The organism is Pseudofrankia asymbiotica (genome assembly GCF_001983105.1).
Lineage (GTDB): Bacteria > Actinomycetota > Actinomycetes > Frankiales > Frankiaceae > Pseudofrankia > Pseudofrankia asymbiotica.
The window spans coordinates 14,506-40,735 of record NZ_MOMC01000085.1 but is presented as its reverse complement, the minus strand read 5'-3'; the positions used below and the strand labels follow the sequence as shown (position 1 = coordinate 40,735).

Sequence of the window (26,230 nt, the reverse complement as noted above, 5' to 3'; positions counted from 1 at the left end):
TGCATGAGCCGGCCGCGGGTGGTGACGAGGAGCGCGGCGTCGGGGAGAGTCAGGGCGCCGGCGAGGTGGGCCGCGGACAGGCCGCCGATCGAGTGGCCGGCGAGCAGGTCCGGGACGACGCCGTGGGCGGCGAGCAGGTGGTGCAGCGCCACGTGGTAGGCGAAGAGGGCGGGCTGGGTGTAGCGGGTCTCGTCGAGCAGGGCGGCCTCGGAAGTGCCCGCCCCGGCGAACATGAGGTCGCGGAGGGGACGGTCGAGGTGGCGGTCGAGCGCGGCGCAGGTCTCGTCGAGGGCGTCGGCGAAGACGGAATGGGTGCGGTACAGGTCCCGGCCCATCCCGGGGCGTTGTGAGCCCTGCCCCGAGAACAGGAACGCCGTTCGCCCGGACAGCGCGACGCCGTGGACCGCGCTGGTCGCCGTCGCGCCGGCGCTGACCGAGCGCAGGCCGGCGAGCAGCTCGTCGCGGTCGGCCGCGACGACGGCCGCGCGGTGCTGGAACGCCGTTCGCCGGGCCAGCGCGCCGCCCGCCGCCGCCAGGTCCAGGTCGGTGTGGCGCGCGACGTGGGCGACGAGCCGGCCCGCCTGCGCGCGCAGCGCCGTCTCGTCACGCGCCGACACGCGCCACACCAGTGGTACCGGCTCGACCGGTATGCCGTCGCCGGCGGGCTGGTCGGCGCCGGCGGGCGGCGGCTCGTCGGCTGGTGGGGTGGCTGTGGTGGGTGCCTGTTCGAGGATGAGGTGGGCGTTGGTGCCGCTGATGCCGAAGGAGGAGATCCCAGCGCGGCGGGGGTGGCCGTTGTCGGGCCAGGGCGTCGGGGTGGTGAGGAGGCGGACCGCCCCGGTGTCCCAGTCGACGTGCGAGGACGGGGTGTCGGCGTGCAGGGTGCGGGGGAGCTCGCCGTGCCGTAGGGCGAGGACCATCTTGATCACACCTGCGACGCCGGCGGCGGCTTGCGCGTGGCCGATGTTCGATTTGAGGCTGCCGAGCCAGAGGGGTCGGTCGTTCGGGCGGTCGCGGCCGTAGGTGGCGAGGAGGGCGCCGGCTTCGATGGGGTCGCCCAGGGTGGTGCCGGTGCCGTGAGCCTCGACGGCGTCGATGTCGGTGGTCTGGAGTCCGGCGGAGGTGAGTGCTTGGTGGATGACGCGTTGTTGGGCGGGTCCGTTGGGGGCGGTGAGGCCGTTGCTGGCGCCGTCCTGGTTGACGGCGCTGCCGGCGATGATGGCGAGGAYGGGGTGGCCGTGRCGCTGSGCGTCGGAGAGCCGCTCCAGCACKACSAGRCCSACSCCCTCRCTSMARSCRGYSCCGTCSGCSSYSKCCSCGAACGMCTKGCACCGSCCGTYCGGKGMSAGSCCGCGCTGCCGGCTGAACTCGATGAACACGCTCGGCTTCGCCATCACCGTGGCGCCGCCGGCGAGGGCGAGGTCGCACTCGCCGTCCCGCAGSGCGCGGSYGGCGAGGTGCAGCGCGACSAGSGACGACGAGCAGGCGGTGTCGACGGTGATGGCGGGGCCYTSGAGGCCGAGGGTGTAGGCGAYCCGGCCGGASGCSAYSSWCGCSGCGCTGCCGTTGGTCAGGTACCCCTCGAACTCCGGCGGCGGGCTGCTSGYSARCCGSSWGGCGTAGTCGTTGTACATGAYSCCGRYGAAGACGCCGGTGMKGSTSYCSYKSAGYGTYGTCGGRTCGATGCYGGCSYGTTCGAGMGCCTCCCAGGCGGTYTCSAGCAGGAGGCGCTGCTGGGGGTCGGTGGCCAGGGCTTCGCGTGGGCTCATCGCGAAGAAGGCGGGGTCGAAGTCGGCGGCGTCGTGCAGGAAGCCACCGTGGCGGGTGTAGCTGGTGCCGGGATGGTCCGGGTCGGGGTGGTAGAGGGTGTCGAGGTTCCAGCCGCGGTTGGTGGGGAACTCGGTGATGGCGTCCGTGCCGGCGGCGAGGAGGTCCCAGAGCTGTTCGGGGGTGGTGACGCCGCCGGGGTAGCGGCACGCCATCCCCACGACGACGATCGGGTCGCCGGGGGCGCCGGCCGCTCCGGTCGACGTGGGCGCGAGCGGAGCGGCCGGCCGTGCCTCGAGGGGAATCAGATCCGTCAGCAGATGCCGGCTCAGCGCGAGCGGTGTCGGATGGTCGAACACCGCGGTGGCGGCGAGCCGGACCCCGGCCGCCGCGTTCAGCCGGTTGCGCAGCTCCACCCCGGTGAGCGAGTCGAACCCGGCGTCCTTGAACGACCGGTCGGCCTCGACCAGCCCGGCGCTCGCGTGCCCGAGCACCGCCGCGACCTCTCCCAGCACCAGGTCGACGAGCAGCCCCTCCCGCTCGTCGGCCGGCACCGCGGCGAGCCGGGCCGCCCACGAGGCCGCCGAGGCCGCCGCCGCCGGCGCCGTCCCGCCCGCCGCCCGTCGGATCGCCGGGCGGACCAGGGCGTGCCAGAGCGGTGCCAGCCTCGGCTGGGCGCGCAGAGCGGCGAGGTCGAGGGCGGCCGGGACCAGCGCGGGCCGCGGGCTGGCCAGGGCCTCGTCCAGGAGGGCGAGCGCCGTGTCGGTGGGCAGCGGGCTGATACCGGTCCGGCCGAGGCGGCTCTGGTCGGCGGTGCTGAGATGCGCCGTCATGGTGCTGGCCTGCCGCCAGAGGCCCCACGCCAGGCTCGTGGCCGGCAGCCCCCGCGCGTGACGGACATGCGCCAGGCCGTCGAGGTAGGCGTTCGCGGCGGCGTAGGCCGCCTGCCCGCCGCCACCCACGACCCCGACGACCGAGGAGAACAGCACGAATCGCGCGATCGGCAGGTCGCGGGTCTGCTCGTGCAGGTACCAGGCCGCGTCGACCTTCGGGGTGAGGACCCGGCCGAGCCGCTCCGGCGTGGTCGCGGTGAGTGTGGCGTCGTCGAGGACGCCGGCGGTGTGGAACACGCCGGTCAGCGGATGGTCACTGGGGACGTCGGCGAGCAGGGCGGCGAGCTGGCCGGGGTCGGCGACGTCGCGGGCGACGATCGTGACCTGGGCGCCCAGGTCCTGGAGACGGGCGCGGAGCTGGTCGGCGCCGGGCGCGCCGGGCCCCTGCCGGCTCGTGAGCAACAGGTGGCGGGCCCCATGCCGGCTGACCAGATGCTGGGCGACGAGCCCACCGAGGGTGCCGGTGCCGCCGGTGATCAGGACGGTGCCGTCCGGGTCGAGCGCCGACGCGGCGTCGCCGGGCGCGGCGTCGCCGGACGCGGCGGCCGAGCTGTCCTCGCCCCGCCCCCGCGCCGCCGCGGACGCGTGGGTGAGCCTGGGCGCGTACGCGACACCCCGGCGCAGGGCGAGCTGTGGTTCGCCGTCACCGGTCGCCAGCGAGGAGAGCAGGACCGGGAGGGCGGCCACGCTCGCCGGGTGGTCGTCCAGGTCGAGAAGCGTGAAGCGGTCGGGGTGCTCGGCCTGGGCGGTGCGCGCGAGCCCCCACCCGGGCGTGGCGGCCAGGGCGCGGACCGGGTCGTCGTCGGCGATCGAGACGGCCCCGTGGGTGACGAGCACGAGCTGGGAACGCTCGAACCGCGGCTGTGCCAGCCAGCTTCGCAGCAGCTCCAGGACCCGCCCGGCGCCGGCGTGCGCCGCCGCCGGTGACCCGTCCGCGTCGCCATCCTCCGGCCCGCCCGGGCCGCCCGCCGGCGGCTCGCCCGCGGGCGCCGCGAGGTCGGCGACGACCAGGTCCGGTGCGGCCGCGCCGTTCTCGACCGCGGCCGTCAGCGCCGGCAGGCCGTCGTGCGTCGCCTCCGGCCGCAGCGCCTCGGCCAGCGGCCCGCCGTCGGCCCCCAGGGCCAGGACGGCGACGGTCGGGCGCACCAATGTGGGATCCGTCGCCGGGAGCGCGTTCCAGGCGAGCTCGTACATCGGCGCCGAGCCCGCCGCGGCGGCGGTGAGCGAAGCGCGGGCGACCGGCCGCAGCACGACGCCGTCCACCGCGGCGATGGGCGCGCCGGCCGGGTCGACGACCCGCAGGTCGAAGGAGTCCGGTCCGTGGGGGGCCAACCTGACCCGGGCCGCGGTCGCGCCGGTCGCGTACAGCCGCACGCCCGACCACACGAACGGCAGACGCACCTGGTCGTCAGTCCGGCCCGCGGCCAGGTCCTCGGCCGGGTTCCGCAGGGCCGCGTGCAGGGCGGCGTCGAGCAGCGCCGGATGGATGCCGAACCCGGCCGGGTCCAGCGCGTCCCCCTCGCCCAGCTCGATCTCGGCGAAGACCTCGTCGCCCCGCCGCCAGGCCGTTCGCACGCCGCGGAAGGCCGGCCCGTAGTCGTAGCCGTCCCCGGCCAGCGCCGGGTACAGCGCCGCGGCGTCCACCGGGCGGGCGCCCACGGGCGGCCAGGCGAAGCCGGCGTCCGGGCTCCCGGGCCAGCCCGTGGCCGCGTCGCCGCCCAGTCCCGTCGCCGCGCGGGCGACGACGGTACCGGCGGCGTGGCAAAGCCACGGCGCGGCCTCGTCGTCGCCCGCCTCGTCGTCGCCCGCCTCGCCGTCGGGCCTGGCGTGGACCGTCACCTGCCGCCGGCCGGCGGCGTCCGGGGTGTCGACGACCACCTGGATCCGCGTCGCGCGGTCGTGCGCCAGGACGAGCGGGGCCCGCAGCGTCAGCTCGTCGAGGTCGTCGAGACCCAGCCGGCGACCCGCGTGCAGGACGAGGTCGACGAACGCGGTGCCCGCGAGCACGGGCACGCCGGCCACCGCATGGTCGGCGAGCCAGGGAAACGCCGCGAGCGAGATCCGGCCGGTGAACACCGTCCGCCCGTCGTCGGCCAGCCGGACCGCGGCGCCGAGCAGCGGGTGGCCGGCCGGCCGCAGGCCCGCGGCGGCCAGGTCGCCCGACCGGGCAGGCCGCTCGATCCAATAGCGCTCGCGCTGGAACGGGTAGGTGGGCAGGCTGGCCGGGGCGACCCTGCCAGCCCGGCGGGCGGCCTCGGCGTCGGGACCGTTTCGCGCCCCGGCGGCGAGCGCACCGCGGTCGACTGGCACGCCGTGCGCCCAGGCGGTCGCCAGCGACAGCCGGAACCGGGCCAGGTCGCCCTGGTCACGCCGCAGGGTGGGGTGGGCGGCGCCGGTCCGTTCGGCCGCCTCGATGGTGTCGCCGAGGGCGCCCGTCAGGATCGGATGCGGGCTGATCTCGACGAAATGCGTGTGGCCGGAGCGCAGGAGCTCCTCGACCGTGGGGTGGAACCGCACGGTGTCGCGCAGGTTGTCGTACCAGTAGGCGGCGGTCAGCACCGTCGTGTCGAGCGGCTCCGCGGCTCCGGCCGGCCGGTCGGCCGGCGACCGGCCGCCGACAGTCGAGTAGAACGGGATCACCGCCGGCCGAGGAGCCAGATCGGCGAGCGCGTCGAGCAGCGCGTCACGCAGCGGCTCGACGTGGGCCGAGTGTGACGCGTAGTCGACCGGGATCGTCCGTGCGTTCACCCCGTCGCGCTGGTACTCGTCGACGACCGCGCGCARCAGGTCGGGGTCGCCGGAGATGACGGTCGCCGCCGGCCCGTTCACCGCCGCCACGTGCAGCCCGCGTGCCTGGGCCCGGTCGCCGACCCGGTCGGCGGGCAGCGGGACGGAGACCATCCCGCCGGAGCCCGCCAGGCGGCCGAGTGCCTGGCTGCGCAGCGCCACCACGCGGGCGGCGTCCTCGAGGGTCAGCGCCCCGGCGACGTGCGCGGCGGCGATCTCGCCCTGGCTGTGGCCGATGACCGCGTCGGGCCGGGTGCCGTATCGCTCCCACAGCCGGGCGAGCGCGACCATCACCGCGAACAGCGCGGGCTGGACGACGTCGACCCGGTCGAGCGGCGGCGCGCCGGGCGCCGCCCGCAGCACGTCGACGAGATCCCAGCCGGTGAACGGGCGCAGCGCTTCGGCGGCCGCGTCGAGGTGCTCACGAAAGGCCGGCTCCGTCTCGTACAGGTCCAGCGCCATGCCGGCCCACTGCGATCCCTGCCCGGGGAAGACGAAGACGACCTTCCCGCCGGTCGCCCGCGCGGCCGCGGTTCCGGCCGGCTGGGCGCCGTCCGCCAGGCCGGCGAGCCCGCGAAGCAGGTCCGCGCGGCCGGTGGCGACGACGGCGGTCCGGTGCTCGAACTCGCCGCGGTAGGCCGCGAGCGCCCGGGCGGTGCCGGCGAGCGGCACGGACGGTCGCGTCGACACCTGTTCGAGCAGCCGGCGGGCCGCCGCGCGCAGTGCCCGCTCGTCCTTCGCCGACAGCAGCCAGCTGACCGGCTCCGGCTCCTCGTCGGCCGCCGCGTCGAGGGCGACGTCCGGGCCGGTTCCTGGGCTGGCCGCGTCGTCGGCGGCCGGGCCGACGGACGGCTCCCCGTCCGTCCCCGTCCCGGTGTTCGGCGCGGTCGGTCGTTCGAGGATGAGGTGGGCGTTGGTGCCGCTGATGCCGAAGGAGGAGACGGCGGCGCGGCGGGGGTGGTCGTTGTCGGGCCAGGGGGTTGGGGTGGTGAGGAGGCGGATGGCGCCGGTGTTCCAGTCGATGTGGGGTGAGGGTGTGTCGGCGTGCAGGGTGCGGGGGAGTTGGCCGTGCCGTAGGGCGAGGGTCATTTTGATGACGCCTGCGATGCCGGCGGCGGCTTGGGTGTGGCCGATGTTGGATTTGAGGCTGCCGAGCCAGAGGGGTCGGTTGCGGGGGCGGTCGCGGCCGTAGGTGTTGAGGAGGGCGCCGGCTTCGATGGGGTCGCCGAGGGTGGTGCCGGTGCCGTGGGCTTCGACGGCGTCGACGTCCGCCGTGGTGAGCCCGGCAGCCGCCAGGGCGTCCAGGATCAGCCGCTCCTGCGCGAGCCCGTTCGGCGCGGACAGCCCGTTGCTGGCGCCGTCCTGGTTGATCGCGCTGCCGCGGATGACGGCGAGCACCGGATGGCCGTGACGCCGGGCGTCCGACAGCCGTTCGACCACGACGAGACCGACCCCCTCGGCCCAGCCCGTGCCGTCCGCCGCGGCCGAGAACGCCTTGCACCGCCCGTCCGGTGACAGGCCGCCCTGCCGGCTGAACTCGGCGAACATGCCCGGCGTGGCCATCACGGTCACGCCGCCCGCGACGGCCAGCTCGCACTCGCCGTCCTGCAGGGAGCGCGCGGCCAGATGCAGCGCCACCAGCGAGGAGGAGCAGGCCGTGTCGACGGTGAGCGCCGGGCCTTCGAGGCCGAGGGCGTAGGCGACGCGGCCCGAGGCGACGCTCGTGGTGCCGCCGGTCAGCAGGTAGCCGCCGGTGCGATTGTCGCCCTCGTCGAGCCGCGGGCCGTAGTCCTGGGCGGTCGCGCCGACGAACACCGCCGTGCGGCTGCCGCGCAGCGAACCGGGGTCGATGCCGGTGCGCTCCAGCGCCTCCCAGGTGCATTCGAGCAGCAGCCGCTGCTGCGGGTCCATCGACACGGCCTCTCGCGGGCTGATCCCGAAGAAGGCGGCGTCGAACCGGTCCGCGTCGTGCAGGAACCCGCCGTGCCGCGTCGCCGACCGGGCCGTCCCCTGGCCGTCGCCGGGCGCCAGCAGCGTGGCCAGGTCCCAGCCGCGGTTCGTGGGGAACTCGCCGACGGCGTCGGTGCCGGCCGAGACCAGCTCCCACAGTTGCTCCGGGCTCGTCACCCCGCCGGGGAGACGACAGGCCATCCCCACGATCGCCACCGGCTCGTCGGGGTCACGCCGCGGCGCCGCGCCCGGCCGCCGCGCGCCGTGCGCGGTGGGGCCGCCGCCGGCGGCGAGATGGCGGGCGAGGGCCGCCGGGGTCGGATAGTTGAACAGCAGTCCGGCGGGCAGCGGGACGCCGGTCGCCGAGGCAAGCCGTTCGCGCAGGTCCATCGCGGCCAGCGAGTCGAACCCGAGGTCGGAGAACGCGGCACCCGGTTCGACCGCGTCACCCGACGGGTGTCCCAGCACCGCGGCCGCCTCGGCGCGCACCAGGTCCAGGGCCGCCGGCGCCGTGAGCGCCGAGGAGACGCCGGCCGCGGCCTCAGTCGCGCCCGGGTCCGCGTCCGGCCGTCCCTCGCCGCTGTCGGGGGCGGTCGCCTGGACGGCGGATCCGGCCCTGGTTCCGCCGCCCGCCGCGGCAGTGTCGACGGTGCCCTCACCGGCGGGAGCGGCGCGTCCCAGCGCGGGAGCGCCGTCACCGGAGGCGCCGTCGTCCGTGACGGGGTCGAGCCAGTACCGCTCGCGCTGGAAAGGGTAGGTCGGCAGGCCGATCCGCAGCGCGTGCCGGGGATGGGCCGCGGGCGGCCAGGCGACCGGGGCGCCCGCGGCCCAGGCCGCCGCGAGTCCGAGCGCGAACGTGTCCGGCTCGGGCCGGTCCGCCCGCAGCGACGCCACCGCCGTGGCGGGCGGGGTGTCGCCGGCGGACGCGGCCGGCTCGGCGGGGGCCGCCGGGCCGGCCGGCTCGGCGGCGAGACACGCGCGGACCATGGCGGTGAGGGTGGCGTCCGGCCCCAGCTCGAGGAACGTGCCGACGCCGGCGCGGCGCAGCGTCTCGACACCCTGGTGAAACCGCACGGCCTGGCGGATGTGCTGAACCCAGTACTCCGGGTCGGCGAGCTCGTCGGCCCTCGTGAGCTCGCCGGTCAGGTTGGAGACCACGGGGATGGACGCCGGCCGGAAGACGAGGCGGCCGGCCACCGCCCGGAACTCGTCGAGGACGCCGTCCATGTGCGCCGAGTGGAAGGCGTGGCTGACCGTCAGCGACCGGGTCCGGCGACCGGCGGACCGCCAGTGCCCGGCGCACCGGCCCACCAGGTCGAGGTCACCGGACAGCACCACCGAGCGCGGCCCGTTCACCGCCGCGATCCCGACCGTCGCCCCGCGCCCCGCGCCGCCCTCCGCGCTGTCGGCGTCCAGGCCGCCCACGCCGTCCGGCGCGCCTGTGCCGGTGGAGTCTCCCGGACCGCGCGCGGCCGTGGCCGCACCGGCGATCGCGGCCAGCTCGGGCGACGACAGGAACGCGCGCATCTCCGCCTCGGTGGCCTCCACCGCCGCCATGCCGCCGCCCGGGGGGCCGGCCTGCATCAGCCGGCCGCGGGCGGCGACCAGCGTCGCGGCGTCGGCCAGGTCGAGGACGCCGGCGACGTGCGCCGCGGCCAGCTCGCCGACCGAATGGCCGATCAGGTAGTCCGCGGCGAGCCCCTGGCTGCGCACCAGCCGGTACAGCGCCACCTCGATCGCGAACAGCGCGGCCTGGGTGTACCGGGTCTGGTCCAGCAGGGCGGCCTCGGCCGAGCCGGCGGGCGCGAACAGGACGTCGCGCAGCGGCCGGTCGAGGTGTGGGTCGAGCGCGCCGGCCACCTCGTCGAGCGCGGCGGCGAAGACCGGGTAGGCGGCGTGGAGCTGCCGGCCCATGCCCGGCCGCTGGCTGCCCTGCCCGGAGAACAGGAAGGCGGTGGCACCCCGCGAGGCCCGGCCGCGCGCGACCCCTGCGCCGCCTCCGCGGTGTGTCCCGTCCGTCCCGCCGCCGCGGCCGTCGCCGTCCGCGAGGCGGGCCAGCCCGTCGAGCAGCGCCGCCCGGTCACGACCGACGACGGCGGCGCGGTCGGGCAGGCCGGAGCGGGTGTGCGCGAGTGCGGCCGCCACGAGGGTGGGGTCGAGCTCCGGGCGCGCCGCGGCGAAGGCGTGGACCTGGCGGGCCTGCGCGCGCAGCGCGGCTTGTCCGCGCGCGGACAGTGGCCACGTGACGGGTGCGCCGCCTGCCCAGGGCTGGCCGGCCGTGCCCGGGACCGGTGGCGCGCCGAGCACAACCGGCGTGTCGGGAATGCCGGGCGCCTCGGGAGTGCGCGGTGCCTCGGGGGTGCCCGGCGCCTCGGACCGTCCGACGGGGTCACGACGCCGCCCGGCGGTGTCCGGCGGGGCGCCGAGGACCAGGTGGCAGTTCGTCCCGCCCATGCCGAACGAGCTGACCCCGGCGACGAGCCTGTCGGCCGGGTGGGGCCACGCCGACGGCTCGTGCTGGACCCGCAGGCCCAGGTCGTCGAGCGGGATCGCCGGGTTCGGCGCCTGGTAGTTGAGGCTGGCGGGCAGCCACCGGTGGTGGATGCTCAGCGCCGTCTTCAGCAGCCCGACGACGCCCGCCGCGCCTTCGAGGTGGCCCACGTTGGTCTTGGCGGACCCGACCCGCAGCGGGGCCGGCCGGGTCGGCCCGGCCGCCAGTGCCGCGCCGAGCGCCGCCGCCTCGACCGGGTCGCCCACCCGCGTCCCGGTCCCGTGCAGCTCGACGTACTGCAGGGCGTCCGCCCCGATGCCCGCGCGCTGCCAGGCGGCCCGCAGCACCGCCGCCTGCGCGGCGGCGTCCGGCACCGTGATGCCGTCCCCGCCCCCGGTGCCGTCGTTGTTGACGGCGCCGCCGAGGATCACGCAGTAGACCGGGTCGCCGTCGGCGAGCGCCGCCGCCAGCGGTTTGAGGACGACGACGCCCGCGCCCTCGCCGCGGACGTAGCCGTTCGCCCGGGCGTCGAAGGTGTAGCAGCGGCCGTCGGGGGACAGYGCGCCGAACCGTTCGGTGCCGAGCATCGTCTGCGGTGCCAGGTTCAGGTTCACCCCGCCGGCGAGCGCGACCGTCGACGCGCCGGAGCGCAGGCTCTCGCAGGCCAGGTGTATCGCGACCAGCGAGGACGACTGCGCGGTGTCGACCACGAGGCTCGGGCCGCGCAGGCCGAGCAGGTAGGAGACCCGGTTCGCGATGAGCCCGCGGGACAGCCCGGTCACCGCGTAGCGGCCGGTGGGCCGGCCCGGCTGGGTGGCGAGCGTGGCGTAGTCGTCCCAGATGGCGCCGACGAAGACGCCGACCCGTTCCGCGTCGAGGCGGTCCGGCGGGAGCCCGGCGTCCTCGAGCGCCTCCCAGGCCAGCTCGCCGACGAGCCGCTGCTGCGGGTCCATCGCGGCGGCCTCGCGCGGGCTGACGCCGAAGAAGGCGGCGTCGAACTCGTCGACCCGGTCGAGGAAGGCGCCGCGCCCGCCGGCCGGCCCGGCGGCCCACGCCGCCGCGTCCCATCGTCCCGCCGGGACCTCGCCCACCGCGTCGCCGCCCGACTCCAGCAGCGCCCAGAACGCCGCGGGGGTCGGCGCCGCGGGCAGCCGGCAGGCCAGTCCGACGACCGCCACGGCGTCCTCGGGCGGGGCCTGGTCCCGGCGTCCGGGCACGGTCTCGGCGTTGCGGTCGGTCAGACGCGGCATGGCACGCTCACTGCCTCTCGTCGAGGACGATCCTTCGGGAACGGTCGAGGAACAGCCGCGACGGCCGGTCGCCTCCGTCCCGGCTCACCGCGGCACGGGAGTGCCGGCCTCACGCCGGGTGGCGGTCCCCAGCGGCGGCAGCGCCGCCCGCAGCGCGCGGAAGAACCCCGCCGGGTCGTCGCCGACGAAGAAGTGCCCTCCCGCGATCGTGTGGATGGCGGCCGGGGCGGTCGTGTGCAGCGGCCAGTCCGCCACCCGTTCGGCCGGCAGCAGCGGGTCGCTGGCACCCCTGAAGACGTCGATCGGGACCCGCAGCGGCTCGGTCTCGCGGTGCTGGTAGCTGTGGCAGACGGCCAGGTCGTCGCGCAGCAGCGCGACCGCTGCCCCCGCCCAGGCCGGATAGCGCAGCAGCTCCGCTGACATGCCGCCGATGCTGACCAGCCACCGGGCGACGTCCTCGTCGTCGCGGAAGGTCAGCTCCCGCAACGGGGGGCCGAGGTGTGGCGCCGGGTAGGCGCCGACCAGCAGCCGTCGCGGCAGCGGCGCGTGGTGGGCCTGCAGGTGTCTGGTGAACGCATAGGCGACCAGCGCTCCCATGCTGTGGCCGTAGAACGCGTACGGGGTCCGCAGCAGTGGCCGGAGATGACGGTCGAGCTCGTCGACCAGGGTCGCGACGTCCCGGATGCGTGGCTCACCGGCCCGGTACTCCCGGCCGGGAAGCTGGACTGGCAGGACGTCGACCTCGGGGCCGAGCGCGGCGGGCCAGTCCGCGAAGGCGGACGCGGCGCCGCCCGCGTGGTGGAAGCAGAACAACCGCAGGCGGCCGCCGGGTCCCGGCTCACGGGTCAGCCATCGGTCCTGGGTGCGCCTCGCGATCGGGGCAGGACTGGTCATGCGCTCGCTCCCGTCAGGCTGGTGGTCAGCTCGACGTGCTCCGGCGGCGGGCTGATCTCGGTCAGGTCGTGGCGGAACAGCAACTCGCCGCCGTGGTCGGCGATGAGCTGGAAGCCGGCGCGCGGGTAGAAGTCCCGGACCTTGCCGTTCTTCGCGGTCGGCCGGTACCCGGCGGTCACCGCCGACGCGCCGGCGGCCAGGGCCGCGCGCAGCACCGCGGTCAGGCAGGCCTGCTCGATGCCCCGGGCGAACACCCGGCAGCTGAGCAGGAAGTTGTCGATGTGCACGAGGTCGTCGTCGCGCCGGGTGAACACGGCGCCCACCAGCCCGTTGTCGCCGAACCGGTCGGCACCGCGGATGCCGAGCACGGACCAGGCTGGATCGGCGGCGAGGTCGGCGACCTGCTGCGGCTGCAGCCGCCTGGTGGTCAGGTTGAACTGGTTGGTCCTGGCGGTGAGCTGCGCGACGCGTGCCAGCTCGGGCTCGGTGGCCGAGGCCAGCCGCACCTGTACGCCCAGTTCGCGCAGGTAGTCCTCGAGGGAGCTGAAGGTGTCGAGGAAGTCGGACCTGACCAGGTCCTCGCGGTACTTCGCCGTGCGGGTACGGTCCTCGGCGGTGAGCTCCCGGACGTCGAACCAGCCGTCCCGCAGCAGCCGTTCGACGTGCAGCGCCGGCTCGTCGTCTACCCGCACCACAGCGACCGCCGGAAGCTCCCGGCGCACGAGGCCGGCCTCGTAGGGGCTGTCGTCGACGAAGACGAAACTGTCGACGCCGAGGTTGAGCGCCCTGGCGAGGTCCGCGAGGTTGTCGTGCTTCGGGCGCCAGTTCGCGTTGACCCGGACGAAGTCGTCCTCGCCGAGCACCATGCCGGGGTGCTCGCGCAGCACCTGGCGCACCGGCTCGACGTCGTTCTTGCTGACCGCCGCGAGCAGCACGCCCTGCGCCATCAGCTGGCGCGCGACGCGCTGGAACGCGGCGAACGCCTCGCCCCGGTAACCGGTGCCCACCTCGACGCCAGCCGGGCCGACCTCGCCGAGGACGCCGCCCCAGACGGTCTCGTCGAGGTCGAGGACCAGGGTCTTGCGGGTCCGCCCCGCCTGCGCCCGGGCCAGGTGCCCCAGCTCCCGCGCGTAGAGCCGCAGCAGGCCGGGCGACAGGTGCGACTGGGTGTAGGCGGCGAGCCGCGGGTCGACCGCCGGCCCGGAGGCCGCGATCAGGGGGTCGAGGTCGACGACGACCACGCGGGGCTGGCGCTCGGGCAGCCGTAGCAGCGCCGCGTTGTGCTCCCGCCAGAGCGCGCCGAGGGCGGCCCTGGACCGCGCGTCCACGAGCTGCGCGGTGTGCTGGCGCAGCAGCGGCAGCGTGTTGAGCACGACGGTGACGTGGGGCTGGGCCGCGCAGAAGGCGCCGACTACGCCCTCGACCAGGCGTAGGTTCTCGGCCAGCACCCGCGCGACGTCGTCGGGCCGCCAGGGTGTGCCCACCTTCTCGAAGATCATCGCCGGGGTGAGCAGCACGGCGACGATGTCCGGGTCCGCCTGGGCGAGGTCGCCGTCCGGGTCGGTGAGCTCGGCGACGTAGCCGTTGAAGCCGCCGACGTAGGGGCGCAGCAGCAGGCCGTGCCGGGCCAGCTCGGCGTGTAGCGGCGGGACGAGGTCGCGCAGCGTGCCGTGGCCGGTGACGGCGACGCTGACGACCGGCGTCGCCGGGTGCTCGCGCAGCACCGCGTCCGCGCCGACCCGTTCGAGGTGCCGCCCGGTGCGGACGAACTCGTCGCCCGGCTCGTCCAGGCCGCCGCCCAGCTCCGCCAGCAGCCGACCGGCGAGCGGGTACTCGGCGGCGAGCCGCCCCGCCCGGCGCAGCGACCGCAGCGCCTCGGCTGGCCCGTCCGGCGAGCCGCGGTCGGGTGGCTGCCAGGCACTCGGCGGCGTCGGCGATGGCGATGGGGGATCGGGCGGCGGACCGCCCGTGGAGTGTTCGGTGGCGGCCGGTGGACCGGGCACTGCCATGGAACTGGAGGACGTCGACATCCCGCGCTCCTGCCCTTCGCGGTCGGCGAGTTCGTGGTCCCTGCGGAGCCGTTTCCACGGTCACCGGCGCGGCTAAGCGGCCGCTTGGCGCGCTCTAAAGTGGTCCCGCCGCGGCCGAGGGGCGGGCGCCCACCCCGGTCGGGCGCGTCCGCGCACGGTCGCCGGATAGGGGTACTCGGACGCCGCCGGGCGGCTTAGCCTCGCTGTCATCCGCGGCGGGCGACACCGGCGCGCGGTCACCGAACCGGGAGCAGCCGATGGGAACCCCACCTCTGCCCACGCTTCACCTGGCGGTCGCTCTGGACGGCGCGGGCTGGCACCCGGCCGCGTGGCGGGAGCCCGACGCCCGGCCCGGCGAGCTGCTGACCGCCGGGTACTGGACGGACATCGTCCAGGAGTCCGAACGAGGGCTGCTCGACTTCGTCACGATCGAGGACACGCTGGCGTGGCAGCCCTCGCGGCTGGCGGTCGACGACCGGACGGACCAGGTCCGCGGGCGGCTCGACGCGGTGCAGATCGCGGCACGAGTCGCGCCACTGACGCGGCACGTCGGCCTGGTACCGACGGTGACCGTCACGTACACGGAGCCGTTCCACACCTCGAAGGCGATCGCCACCCTGGACTACGTCAGCTCGGGCCGGGCCGGGCTGCGCCCACTGGTCTCGTCGCGGCGATCGGAGGCACGGCACTTCGGCCGCCGCGACCTCCCCGAGCTGCGGCTCGCCGACCGCCACCGGCCCGAGGTGGTCCAGCTGATGAGCGACCTGTTCGACGAGGGCGCCGACTACGTCGAGGTGGTGCGGCGGCTGTGGGACAGCTGGGAGGACGACGCCGAGATCCGGGATGTGGCCACGGGCCGGTTCATCGACCGGGACAAGCTGCACTACATCGACTTCGAGGGCCGCTGGTTCCGCGTCCGGGGCCCGTCGATCACGCCGCGGCCGCCGCAGGGCCAGCCGCCGGTCATGGCGCTCGCGCACGCGGCCATCCCGTTCCGGCTGGCGGCCCGGGCCGCCGACGTGGTCTACGTGACGCCGCGCGACGCCGACCACGCGCGGGACGTCGTGCGGGAGGTGCGGGCGGAGCAGGCGGCGGCCGGGCGGTCCGGCGAGCCGCTGCTGATCTTCGCGGACCTGCTGGTCTTCCTGGACGACGACACACCGTCCGCGGCCGGGCGCAAGGGGYGGCTGGACACGCTCGCGGGTGCCGAGCTGGTCTCGGACGCCCGGGTCTTCGTGGGGACGCCCAGCACGCTCGCCGATCTGCTGACCRTGTGGCGGGAGGCCGGGCTGGCGGGGTTCCGGCTCCGGCCCGGAGCGATTCCCGGCGACCTGCGGGCGATCACCAGGGGGCTGGTTCCCGAGCTCCAGCGGCGTGGTCTGTTCCGCCACCGGTACGAGGCGGCCACCCTGCGCGGGCTGCTTGGGCTGCCCCGCCCGGCGAACCGGTACGCCGGGCGGTGACCCGGTAGGGGCCCCCTACCGGCGCGGCCGAACAGTAAGGGCTCACGCACCATCACACCCCTTCTCTCGGGGGTGTCGACAGCGGTAATAGGGGTATTCCGTCGGGCTTGGCCATCGCCTAGTGTCTCCGTGTGCGGCCGGTCGACACCGTCCGAGCGCCGATCGTTTCTTCCCTGGCCGGGCCGCCCGCCGAAAAGCATTTGAACGGCTTCGAGTGCGCCCCGGCAGTGGATTCCCCTGCCCCGCCTCGCCCTGCCCCGCCTCGCCCTGCCCCGCCTCGCCCTGCCCCGCCTCGCCCTGCCCCGCCTCGCCCTGCCCCGCCTCGCCCTGCTCCGCCGAGCCACGGGAGAATTCGCATGCACCGGGTCGGACCGGCATTTCCGCCAGTCGTACTCGCGCTGGTCGCGGCCGTCCTGGCGCTGGCCGGTTGCGGTGGTGGATCCGCCGCCCCCAGCTCCTCGACGCCGATATCCGGCGGTTCGCTGACGTACGCGATCGACACGGCGCCGACCTGTTTCGACCCGCACGTCAGCGGCCAGGACATCACCGCCGAGATCGACCGCAACGTCTTCGACTCGCTGGTCTCGGTGGACGCGAAGGCCCAGTTCCATCCCTGGCTGGCGACGTCGTGGGAGGCCGCTCCCGACCTGACGTCGTACACCTTCCACCTGCGCCACGACGTCACCTTCACCGACGGGGAGCCGTTCGACGCGGCAGCGGTGAAGGCCAACTTCGACCACATCGTGGCGCCGGCGACCAAGTCGCGCTACGCGGCGAGCCTGCTCGGCCCGTACGCCGGCACCGAGCTGCTCGACCAGTACACGGTCAAGGTCGACTTCTCCCGGCCGTTCGCGCCGTTCCTCCAGGCCGCGAGCACGGCCTACCTTGGCTTCTACTCGCCGAAGGCGCTCACGGCGAATGCCGACAAGCTGTGTGCCGGTGGCCCGGCGAACGTCGGCTCCGGCCCGTTCATCTTCAAGAGCTACACCAAGAACCAAAGCGTCGTGCTCACCCGGAACCCGGCATACCGGTGGGCGCCCGAGACCGCGAGGCACGACGGGCCCGCCTATCTCGACACACTTACGTTCCGCATTCTTCCCGAGGATTCCGTCCGGGTCGGGGCGCTCTCGAGCGGGCAGGTGGACGTCGCCCGCGCACTGCCTCCGGTAAATGTGCCGGCGGTGTCGAAGGACGGCGATCTACGGGTGACGCGGGCCGCTGTGCCAGGCAGCGTCTACAGCATCTACCTGAACACCGGGCTGGCGCCGTTCGACGACCCGCGCGTCCGTTCCGCGGTCCAACTCGGCATCAACATCGACCAGGACGTGAAAACGGTCTACTTCGGCCAGTACCAACGCGCCTGGAGTCCCATCTCGCCCAGCACGCCCGCGTACGACACCAGCCTCGAGAAAAGCTGGCCCTACAACCCGAAGCGGGCGGGGGAGCTGCTGGACGAAGCGGGCTGGACCGGCCGCGACGGCCAGGGCTTCCGCACGAGGAACGGCAGCCGGCTGACCGTCGTCTGGCCGGCGCCGCCGCGGGAGTACGTGCGCGAGCAGCGTGACGTCCTCGCCCAGGCGATCCAGCAGGACCTCGCGAAGCTGGGGGTGGAGGTCACCCATCCCTCCCTCGCCATCGGCGAGTACACCACCCAGGCGTACTCGGGCAAGTTCCACATGCTCGACCTCGCCTGGGCGCGTTTCGACCCCGACGTGCTGCGGCTGTTCTTCGACAGCGCCAGCGGGCCACCGACCGGGCAGAACGCCTCGTTCCTGCGCGACGCCGACGTGGACTCCTGGACGGCGGCGGGCGCCGCCAGCCTCGACCCGGCGGTCCGCGCGGACGCCTACGGCAAGGTCCAGCACAAGGTGGTCGACGTGGCCGCCGTGGTGCCGATGTACGTCGAGACGGCGATCATCGGAAGCTCCCGGCGCGTGCGGGACCTCGCCCTGGACCCGAACACCTGGACGCTTTTCCACGACGCCTGGCTCGACCGCGCATGACCCCGGCGTTCGCCCGGCGCACCGGCGACACGTCGGGCACCATCTCCGCCGAGCCGGGCACGACCGATCTCGCGGCTCCGGCGGGTGCGACCTCCGCCGCCGGCCCGGGGCGCGAGCAGGCGCCGCCGTCCGGCACCGGTGCCGCCGTCGCCCCGGACGCGGCCGTCGCCCCGGACGCCGCGGACGGCCTGGACGGCCTGGACGGCCCGACCGCGATCGGTGGCGCGCCCGCCGCCGGCCGGGGTCGGGGTCGGGGTCGGCGGATCGTGGTGGCGGCCTTGCGGGCGGTGGCCATCCGGGTGGCCTCCGCCCTGGCGGTGATGCTGGGGGCTGCCACCGTCGCCTTCGCCGCGCTCGCGCTGCTGCCCGGCGACCCGGTGTCCCGCCTGCTGGGCCCGATGACCACGGCGTCCCCGGCGGTGCGGGAGCAGATCCGCGAGGACTACGGGTTCGACAGGCCGCTGGTCGCGCAGTACGGGCACTACCTCGGTCAGCTCGCCCGCGGCCGGCTCGGCGAGTCGTACCAGCTCCAGCAACCCGTCTCGGCGCTGCTGAGGGACAGCCTGTGGCCGACGGCGCAGCTCGCGCTGGCCGCCCTCGCGTTCGCCCTGCTGGTCTCGACGGCCATCGCGGTGTCGACGGCGGGCCGGCGCCCCTGGCTGCGGGCCGCCGCCTCCCTCGGCGAGTTCACCGCGGTCTCGGTGCCCCCCTTCTGGCTGGGAATCCTGCTGCTCACGCTGCTCTCGTTCCGGTTCCAGATCTTCCCCGTCGCCGGCGCGAACGGGAGCCTGGCGCTGGTACTCCCGGCGCTCACCCTCGCTCTGCCGATCATCGGCGTGCTGTCCCAGGTGCTGCGGGAGGGGCTGGAGCGGGCGCTGCGCGAACCGTTCGTCGTCACGGCCCGTGCCCGCGGGCTCAGCCAGACGGCGGTGCGCGCGCGCCACGCGCTGCGCCATGCGGCGCTGCCCCTCGTGACGCTGACGGGCTGGCTGACCGGGAACCTGCTCGGGGGAGCGGTGCCGGTGGAGTCGGTGTTCGGCCGGCCCGGCGTCGGCTCGCTCGTGCTGGCGGCGGTGCAGGACGGGGACATGCCCGTCGTGATGGCCGTGGTGGTCCTCTCCGCGCTGGTGTTCGTCGTCCTGTCGACGGTCGTCGACCTCGTGTATGTCGTCGTGGACCCGCGCCTGCGCACCGCGGCGGGTGTGGTGTGACGGCGGGCGCGGCCAGGTCGGTGAACGGCGCACGGCCGGAGCCCGCGGTTGGGACGGCGCCCGCGCAGGCACCGGCCGGTCCCACGTCGCTGGCCGCGGTCGGAGTCGCGGCGCCGGCCGTGGCCGACACGCGCGGAGCGGCTGGCGGATCCGGCGCGCGGCGCGCGTTCGGCGCAGTGCCCGGCGTGCTACGGGGTCGGGCCGGCGTGGTCGGAGTGGCCCTCGCGGCGCTCGTGCTCGGCCTGGTGGTGCTCGCCGCGGCCGTCCCGAGCCTGCTGACATCCCGGTCCCCGACGGCCACCGACCCCGTGGGCGCGCTGGCTGGCCCGGGCACGGCGCACTGGTTCGGCACCGACCAGCTCGGCCGGGACGTCTACGCCCGGGTGGTGTTCGGCACCCGCTCGGCGCTGCTGATCGGGTTCGGGGCGACCGTGCTCGGGGCGTGCGGCGGCGCGGTCCTGGGCCTGACCGCGGGGCTCGGCGGCCGGGTCGTCGACCAGGTCCTGATGCGGCTCGCGGACGTGCTGCTCGCGCTGCCGCCGCTGCTGCTCGGCCTGCTGGTGGTGGCGGTGCTGGGCGGGGGCACCGTCGAGGTCATGATCGCGGTGGCGGTCGCGTTCGTGCCGCCGTACGGGCGGGTGGTACGGGCCGAGACCATGGTGGTTCGCCGGTCGGGCTACGTGGAGGCGGCCGTCGGGACCGGTCTTCGCCGGTGGCGGCTGATTCTCCGACACATCCTGCCGAACACCCTGGGATCGCTGCTCGTGCTCGCCACGGTCGGGTTCGGCGGCGCACTGATCTCCTCGTCGGTGCTGAGCTTCCTCGGCCTGGGCCCACGCCCGCCGGAGCCGGACTGGGGCTCGATGCTGTCCGAGGGCCGTGACTTCCTCTCGGTCGCCTGGTGGCTGGGTGTCTTYCCGGGCCTGGCGCTGACCGTCACGGTGATCGCCGTGAACGTGCTGGGCCGCGGCGCACAGGCTCGCCTGGGCGGCGGGAGGCTCCGGTGAACGGGTCGCCGTCGGCACCACCCGCCGAGCAGGCGCCGGCGCCGGGGGCCGGGTCGACGTCGGCGCCGCTCCTGCGGGTCGAGGGCCTGGAGGTGTCCTTCGGCACGGCGGGCGCGCCGGTGCGCGCCGTGCGCGGGGTGTCGTTCGAGCTGGCGCGTGGCCGTTGCCTGGCCGTGGTCGGTGAGTCCGGCTCGGGCAAGAGCGTCACGGTCCGGACGCTGATCGGGCTCGCCGGGGCGGGGGCGGCCGTGCGGGCCCGCCGCGTCGAGTACGACGGCATCGACCTCGCGGGCCTGACCGAGTCGGGATGGCGGGCCGTGCGGGGGCGGCGGATCGCACTGGTGCACCAGGACGCGCTGGTCTCGCTCGACCCGCTGCGGCGGGTGGGCGCCGAGGTGGCGGAGACGCTGCGGACCCACCGGGTGACCAGCCGGGCGGGCACGGCCGAACGGGTTCGCTCGCTGCTGGCGGACGTACGGATTCCCGACCCGGCCCGGCGGGCCCGGCAGTACCCGCACGAGCTGTCGGGTGGGCTTCGGCAGCGGGCCCTGATCGCCGCCGCGATCGCCGCGGAGCCGGATCTGCTGTTGGCCGACGAGCCGACGACCGCCCTGGACGTGACCGTGCAGGCGCGGGTGCTGCGCCTGCTGGCGGGTCTGAAGCAGCGGGGGACAGCGGTTCTGCTGGTGAGCCACGACCTCGCCGTCGTCGCCGGGCTCGCCGACGAGGTGGCCGTGATGCTCGACGGGCTGATCGTCGAGCGCGGCCCGGCGGACAGCGTGCTCGCCCACCCGCGCCACCCCTACACCCGCGCGCTGCTCGACGCCGTGCCGACCGGCCGCGCGCGGGACCGCCGGCGGCTCGCCGCCGCCGTCGCGCGGCCGGCACCCGGTCCGGCCGGGTGCCCGTACGCCGCTCGGTGCCCGCTGGCGGACCAGCGGTGCCGGGACCGGCTGCCGGACCCCGGTGACCCGCCCGAACCACCGGGGCGACCCGCCGGCGAGGCCGGCCACACGGCGCTGTGCTGGTATCCGGGCGCACGCCAGCCCGCGGCGCCGCCGGCCGCGGCCCCGTTCCCGGCGGCGTCCGGAGGCCCGGTGCCCGCGCCGGCCCAGTCCACGCCGGCCCAGTCCACGCCGACGCCCACCGGACCGGCGCCGGCGCCGGTGACGGCGACGACTACGACGGCGGCGGCGAGATCGGCGCCAAGCGGGCGAACTCCGGGCGAGCCGAGGCCTGTCGTTGAGGTGGAGGGCATCGCCAAGCGGTTCCGGATGCCAGGCGGCGGCTGGCTCGACGCCATGCGTGACGTCTCGTTCCAGCTCGACGCCGGCGAGACGCTCGGCGTCGTCGGTGAGTCCGGCTCGGGCAAGACGACGGCGGCCCGCGTCGTGCTCGGCCTGGTCACTCCGGACCGGGGCGTGGTGCGGTTCCGAGGCGCTCCCTGGAGCGGCGTGCGGGAACGTGACCGGYGCCCGATGCGCCTGTGGATGCAGGCCGTCTACCAGGATCCGCTGAGCTCCTTCGACCCGCGGTACACAGTGGAGCGGGTCGTGGGCGAGATGGTCGCCGCCGCCGGGGTGCCGCGCGGCCCGCGCCGCCGTGAGCGCGTCGTCGAGCTGCTCGACCTGGTGGGCCTGCCCGCTGGCCTGCTCGCCCGCCGGCCGCGGGAGCTCTCGGGCGGCCAGCGCCAGCGGGTGGCCATCGCGCGGGCGCTCGCGCCGTCGCCGGAGGTGGTGGTGTGCGACGAGCCCGTGTCGGCTCTCGACGTGTCCGTCCAGGCGCAGATCCTCGACCTGCTGGTCGACCTACGCGACGAACTCGGCGTGGCGATGCTGTTCATCTCGCACGACCTGGGCGTGATCCGGTACGTCAGCGACCGGGTGCTGGTCATGAAGGACGGTCTGGTCGTCGAGGCCGGCGACACGGACGAGCTGTTCGACCATCCGTCGGACCCCTACACGAGGGACCTGCTGGCCGCGCTTCCGACGGCCCCGGGCTCGCTCCCGCGACACCATCATCCCGACAGGAGAGGCGGTGGCGAGCATGCCCCCGACGAGTGACATCCCCCTGTCCGTTCTCGACCTGGCGCCGGCGGTCTCCGGCTCGACGGCCGCGCAGGCGCTGCGGAACACGATCGATCTCGCGCGGAAGGCCGAACAGTTCGGCTACCAGCGGTACTGGCTGGCCGAGCACCATCTGACGCCGGGCTACACCTCGTCGGCACCGGCGGTCCTGATCGCGGCGGTGGCCGCGGCGACCCGCCGGATCAGGGTGGGCTCGGGCGCCGTCCAGTCGGGCTACACGTCCGCGGTGCTGATCGCCGAACAGTTCGGGACGCTGGCGCAGCTGCACCCGGGGCGTGTCGACCTCGGCCTGGGCCGGACGAGCGCGGGGAAGCTGGTCGGCGGCTCCGGCCCGGCCGGCCCCGCGCCGGCTGGCTCCGGCGGCCCCTCGGCCCCGTCCCTCCCGTCCCTCCCGTCCCTTCCGGCGGTCACCGGCGCGCGGGCGGCCGCGCCGAACGGCCTGCTGATCCCGGCACCGACGAAGCTGCCCATCGACACCGAGCGGCTGCGGCTCCTGCTCGACGTCGTGGGCTACCGGAGCGGGGCGGCGGACGACTACGAGGGGCTGGTCCGCGACATCCAGGCGTTCATCGCCGGCGACTACCGCTCCGCGGACGGGGTCGGCCTCTCGGCGCCGGTCGTGGAGGGCTCCGACCTCCAGTTGTGGATCATGGCCGCGACCGCGGGCGGCAGCGCGCGGACGGCGGGCGAGCTGGGACTGCCGCTCGCGGCCAGCTACCACATCTTCCCGTCCGCGGTCCTCGACACGATCGGCTCCTACCGGGCGGCGTTCCGGCCGTCCGCGGCGTTGCCGGAGCCGCGCGTCATGGTGTCCGCCGACGTCGTCGTCGCGGCGGACGACGCGACCGCGCGCCGGCTCGCGAGCGGGTACGGACCGTGGGTGGCCAGCATCCGGTCCGGGAACGCCCGGCCCTATCCGTCGCCGGACGAGGTGGCGGCGCTCGACTGGACCGACGACGACCGCGCCCTGGTCGCCGACCGTGTGGACACCCAGTTCGTCGGCTCCCCGACGACGGTGCTGCGCGGCCTGCGGACTCTGTGCGAGGCGACGGGGGCGGACGAGCTCCTCGTCACCACGATCACGCACGACCACGCGGACCGGGTCAGGTCCTATCAGCTGCTCGCCGAGGCATGGCGGCGGTTCGACTGAACTGCCCGGCGAGGGCAAGGGCGTGGACGAGCGCGAGCACGGACCGGAAGGCGACGAGCGATGGCACCGATCGACGGGCCGGTGAGGCAGCTGCGTCTCGCCGCCCACCTGCCCGGCGTGAACAACACCGTCGTCTGGAGCGACCCGGAGTGCGCGAGCACGATCGAGTTCAGCTCGTTCGTCCACTTCGCGCGGACGGCGGAACGGGCCAGGTTCGACTTCTTGTTCCTGGCGGAGAGGCTGCGCCTGCGCGAGCACGCGGGGCGGTTCCACGACCTGGACGTGGCGGGCCGGCCTGACACGTTCACCGTGCTGGCGGCCCTCGCCGCCGTCACGGAGCGGTTGGGGCTGGCCGGCACGATCAACTCGACGTTCAACGAGCCGTACGAGGTCGCCCGTCAGTTCGCCAGCCTCGACCATCTTTCCGCGGGCAGGGCGGGATGGAACGTGGTGACCAGTTGGGACGCATTCACGGGGGAGAACTTCCGCCGTGGTGGCTTTCTGCCGGAAGACCAGCGCTACGAGCGGGCGCAGCGGTTCCTGCACGTCGTGAACCTGCTGCTCGACTCCTGGCAGGGGGACGAGATCGTCGCGGACAAGGCGTCGGGCGAGTTCCTCGGYGACCGGTGGGCTGGCGCCTTCGACCACCGCGACGATCACTTCGACATCTCCGGCCGGTTCAACGTCCCACCCGGCCCGCAGCACCGTCCGGTGATCTTCCAGGCCGGCGACTCCGACGCGGGCCGCGAGTTCGCGGCGTCGGCGGCGGAGGTGGTCTTCAGCCGGCACGGTGAGTACGAGGCGGGCCGCGCGTACTACGCCGACGTCAAGCGCCGRCTCGCCCGGTATGGCCGCACTCCCGACCAGCTCCTCGTGCTGCCGGCTGTCGGCGTCGTCCTCGGCGACACCGACGCGGACGCCCGGGAGCGCGCGGACGTCGTGCGCCGCCAGCAGGTCAGCGGGCAGACCGCGATCCGCTTCCTGGAACGGGTGTGGAACCAGGACCTGAGCTTTGTCGACCCCGACGGGCCGCTACCGGATCTCGACCCGGTGACGAAAGGAGACCCGATCCCGCAGGGCCTGGCGAGCACTCGGCTCTTCGCGGACCGGCACGCGACCGTGCGCCGCTGGCGCGAGATCGCCGCGGCGGGCAACCTCTCCGTCCGGGACCTCGTCATCGCGGCCACCAGCCGGCAGACGTTCGTCGGATCGCCGGCGACCGTCGCCGAGGAGATGATCAGGTACGTCAGGGACCGCGCCTGCGACGGCTTCATCCTCGTGCCGCACGTCATTCCCGCCGGCCTCGACGACGTCGCGGACCGGGTGGTGCCCCTGCTCCAGGAACGCGGCGCCTTCCGGCATGACTACGCGGGGACGACCCTGCGCGACCACCTCGGGCTCGCGCCCGTGGCCCCGTCCCGGCGCGCCGGGCAACCCGTCGGCGGACAGCCGCACCCCTGAGTTCGCGGCCGTCGGTGACCGCGCGACGTTCCAACCTGTGGGTTCCGGAACGCGACCGCCGGGATTGAACTGGATTATGCGCTTGCCTGCCCGACGGTGATATTCGGCCCTGTCGGGGTAGGCGTCCAGACGCTGGCCTGCCGTCATCCGAGGTTCTCGACCGGTCGATGGGCAGCGCGTTGACAACGGGTTGCCCCGCGGATCGCGGGCTGCGGAAGAGGTGGCGCGATGCGGGTGCTCCCGGCGACATCGACGGGCCGCGGTGACGGCGCCGCGCCGCACCGGACCGCGCGCACGCTCCGGTCATGCCTCGCCCTCGCCGTGATCGTCCTGCTGGCGTCGATAGCCGCGCGGCCGGGCGTGCGCTCGTTGTTCGTCGCCCCGGAAGGGGACGCGCCGGCGGGTCCCGTGGAGGCGGACTACTCGTCGGCCGGCCGCTACGTGACGACGACCCAGGTCGTGGCGGACCCGGCTGGCACCGCGCGCTACCAGCTTTTCCGGCCGGCCGACTACTCGACGCTCGGGTTCCTGAGCCCGATCGTCACCTGGGGAGACGGGACCGGCGCCACCCCCGGCCAGTACTCGGCGCTGCTCGACCATCTCGCGTCCTACGGGTTCACCGTGATCGCGCCGGACCAGCGCAACACCGGCAGCGGCGACGAGATGGCGGCGGCGGCGCGTTATCTGATCGCGCAGGCCGGCACCGCCGGAAGCATCTTCAAGGGCCGCCTCGACGTGGACAGGGTGGCCGCGGCCGGCCATTCCCAGGGAGCCGGCGGCGCGGTCCGGGCGGCCACCGGAAACCCGGGGTTGATTGACACCGTCGTGACTATCTCGCTGCCCAGCACGAGGTGGGTCATGGCCAACGCGGACTGCCCCACGAAGGCCGAGTGCATGTTCGACGTGGCCCGGCTGAGCCAGCCAGTGTTTCTCGTCGGGACGCATGGCGTGTTCGATTCGGTCATCGCCAGCGCCTCGACCGAGCGGGGCTTCTACGACCAGGTGCCGGGCCGCGCCGTGCTCGGCCTCATCCGGAGCTCCGGCGGGAAGGTGGCCGACCACAATTCCGTGACGGACGGAGACGGGCCCCGTGGCTTCCTCGGCTACGTCACGGCGTGGCTGTGCGCCGAGCTGCGCGGCGACACCACGGCGGCCGCCGCGTTCGACGGCACCCGTCCTGAGCTCGTCGACAACGCCAACTGGCCCGGCAGCGCCGCCAGATGATGTTCCTCTGCCGGACCGCGAGGAGGCGAGGAGAGAGGAGAAGAGCGGAGTGAACCGAGAGGTGCGCGCTCCGTTCCGCGGGCAGCCGGGGGTGTGATCCCCTGGGGCCACCCGCCAGGCCAGCCATCGGCCGTCTGGCCACCGGACGCGGATCTACGCGTGGGCAGGCGGGTCACGCTGTTCCAGGGCAGCCACTCTGGCCTCAAGGTCGTCGATCCGCTGCTGGAGCAGCTCGACCAGTGCTTCGTCGCCGAGGCGCTGCTCCCACTTCCGGCGCAGTCGCGGGGACTCGCCGGCCCGCGCCGCGACCATCGCCAGCGGTACCAGGCGCTGTGGACCGTGCGGGCCGTCGACCAGGCGTGAGGGGATGAGATCCCCGCGGTACCAGGTCCGCAGCGCCGCTCGGGATACGCCGGTCCTGGTGGCCGCCTCCTGGAGGGTCACCCAGTCGGAGTCCTCCAACTGGGAGGCGAGTTCTCGTTCGACGTCCCACTGATCCAGGCGATCGTCCCAGGTCACGGCTACCTCCTCGTCAACCCTACTATTAGCATGGTATTGACCG

Annotated in this window: 11 protein-coding genes and 1 pseudogene; 8 read left to right on the top strand and 4 right to left on the bottom strand. The window is 75.2% G+C overall.

Features of this window, described 5'->3' with window-relative positions:
* The 3 genes and pseudogenes from BL253_RS43115 to BL253_RS33490 form a co-directional block, all read right to left on the bottom strand.
* Positions 1 to 11,138: pseudogene (locus BL253_RS43115) on the bottom strand (type I polyketide synthase); the annotation flags it as partial.
* An 84-nt stretch (positions 11,139 to 11,222) separates the two neighbouring features.
* Complete coding sequence (locus BL253_RS33495; RefSeq protein ID WP_076821537.1) at positions 11,223 to 12,032, bottom strand: thioesterase II family protein; 810 nt, start codon at positions 12,030 to 12,032, stop codon at positions 11,223 to 11,225.
* Positions 12,029 to 14,062: an HAD-IIIC family phosphatase gene (locus BL253_RS33490; protein ID WP_241835368.1), complete on the bottom strand. Its 2,034-nt coding sequence runs from the start codon at positions 14,060 to 14,062 to the stop codon at positions 12,029 to 12,031. Before BL253_RS33490 ends, BL253_RS33495 begins: the two co-directional genes overlap by 4 nt.
* Positions 14,063 to 14,319: 257 nt before the next feature.
* Between BL253_RS33490 and BL253_RS33485 the strand changes: the two genes are divergently transcribed.
* The 8 genes from BL253_RS33485 to BL253_RS33450 all read left to right on the top strand — a co-directional run bounded on the left by BL253_RS33485 (position 14,320) and on the right by BL253_RS33450 (position 25,668).
* Positions 14,320 to 15,525 carry an LLM class flavin-dependent oxidoreductase gene (locus tag BL253_RS33485; protein ID WP_076821535.1) on the top strand — a complete coding sequence of 402 codons (1,206 nt, stop codon included), beginning with the start codon at positions 14,320 to 14,322 and terminating at the stop codon, positions 15,523 to 15,525.
* A 356-nt stretch (positions 15,526 to 15,881) separates the two neighbouring features.
* On the top strand, positions 15,882 to 17,528 hold the full coding sequence (locus BL253_RS33480; protein ID WP_076821549.1) for an ABC transporter substrate-binding protein: 1,647 nt from the start codon (positions 15,882 to 15,884) through the stop codon (positions 17,526 to 17,528).
* The gene (locus BL253_RS33475) at positions 17,525 to 18,739 is read left to right on the top strand and encodes an ABC transporter permease subunit (protein ID WP_081438952.1); all 1,215 of its coding nucleotides are present in this window, start codon (positions 17,525 to 17,527) and stop codon (positions 18,737 to 18,739) included. Before BL253_RS33480 ends, BL253_RS33475 begins: the two co-directional genes overlap by 4 nt.
* Before the next feature lie 206 nt (positions 18,740 to 18,945).
* The gene (locus BL253_RS33470) at positions 18,946 to 19,746 is read left to right on the top strand and encodes an ABC transporter permease (protein WP_241835367.1); all 801 of its coding nucleotides are present in this window, start codon (positions 18,946 to 18,948) and stop codon (positions 19,744 to 19,746) included.
* Positions 19,743 to 21,809 carry an ABC transporter ATP-binding protein gene (locus BL253_RS33465; protein WP_081438951.1) on the top strand — a complete coding sequence of 689 codons (2,067 nt, stop codon included), beginning with the start codon at positions 19,743 to 19,745 and terminating at the stop codon, positions 21,807 to 21,809. The genes BL253_RS33470 and BL253_RS33465 overlap by 4 nt, the downstream gene beginning before the upstream one ends.
* Positions 21,793 to 22,983, top strand: coding sequence for an LLM class flavin-dependent oxidoreductase (locus BL253_RS33460; RefSeq protein ID WP_076821543.1), 1,191 nt, complete (start codon positions 21,793 to 21,795; stop codon positions 22,981 to 22,983). Before BL253_RS33465 ends, BL253_RS33460 begins: the two co-directional genes overlap by 17 nt.
* Positions 22,984 to 23,052: 69 nt before the next feature.
* Complete coding sequence (locus tag BL253_RS33455; RefSeq protein ID WP_096336148.1) at positions 23,053 to 24,444, top strand: NtaA/DmoA family FMN-dependent monooxygenase; 1,392 nt, start codon at positions 23,053 to 23,055, stop codon at positions 24,442 to 24,444.
* 228 nt (positions 24,445 to 24,672) lie between these two features.
* A complete protein-coding gene (locus BL253_RS33450) occupies positions 24,673 to 25,668 on the top strand; it encodes an alpha/beta hydrolase (protein ID WP_076821532.1) in 996 nt (331 codons plus the stop codon).
* Between the two features lie 153 nt (positions 25,669 to 25,821).
* On the opposite strand, the gene BL253_RS33445 is transcribed toward BL253_RS33450, so the two are convergent.
* On the bottom strand, positions 25,822 to 26,187 hold the full coding sequence (locus BL253_RS33445) for an excisionase (RefSeq protein ID WP_076821530.1): 366 nt from the start codon (positions 26,185 to 26,187) through the stop codon (positions 25,822 to 25,824).
* Positions 26,188 to 26,230 lie beyond the last annotated feature (43 nt).

Coding starts and splice junctions, on each gene's coding strand:
- BL253_RS33495 (WP_076821537.1), bottom strand. CDS start 12,032: ATGACCAGTCCTGCCCCGATCGCGAGGCGCACCCAGGACCGATGGCTG.
- BL253_RS33490 (WP_241835368.1), bottom strand. CDS start 14,062: ATGTCGACGTCCTCCAGTTCCATGGCAGTGCCCGGTCCACCGGCCGCC.
- BL253_RS33480 (WP_076821549.1), top strand. CDS start 15,882: ATGCACCGGGTCGGACCGGCATTTCCGCCAGTCGTACTCGCGCTGGTC.
- BL253_RS33475 (WP_081438952.1), top strand. CDS start 17,525: ATGACCCCGGCGTTCGCCCGGCGCACCGGCGACACGTCGGGCACCATC.
- BL253_RS33460 (WP_076821543.1), top strand. CDS start 21,793: ATGCCCCCGACGAGTGACATCCCCCTGTCCGTTCTCGACCTGGCGCCG.
- BL253_RS33450 (WP_076821532.1), top strand. CDS start 24,673: ATGCGGGTGCTCCCGGCGACATCGACGGGCCGCGGTGACGGCGCCGCG.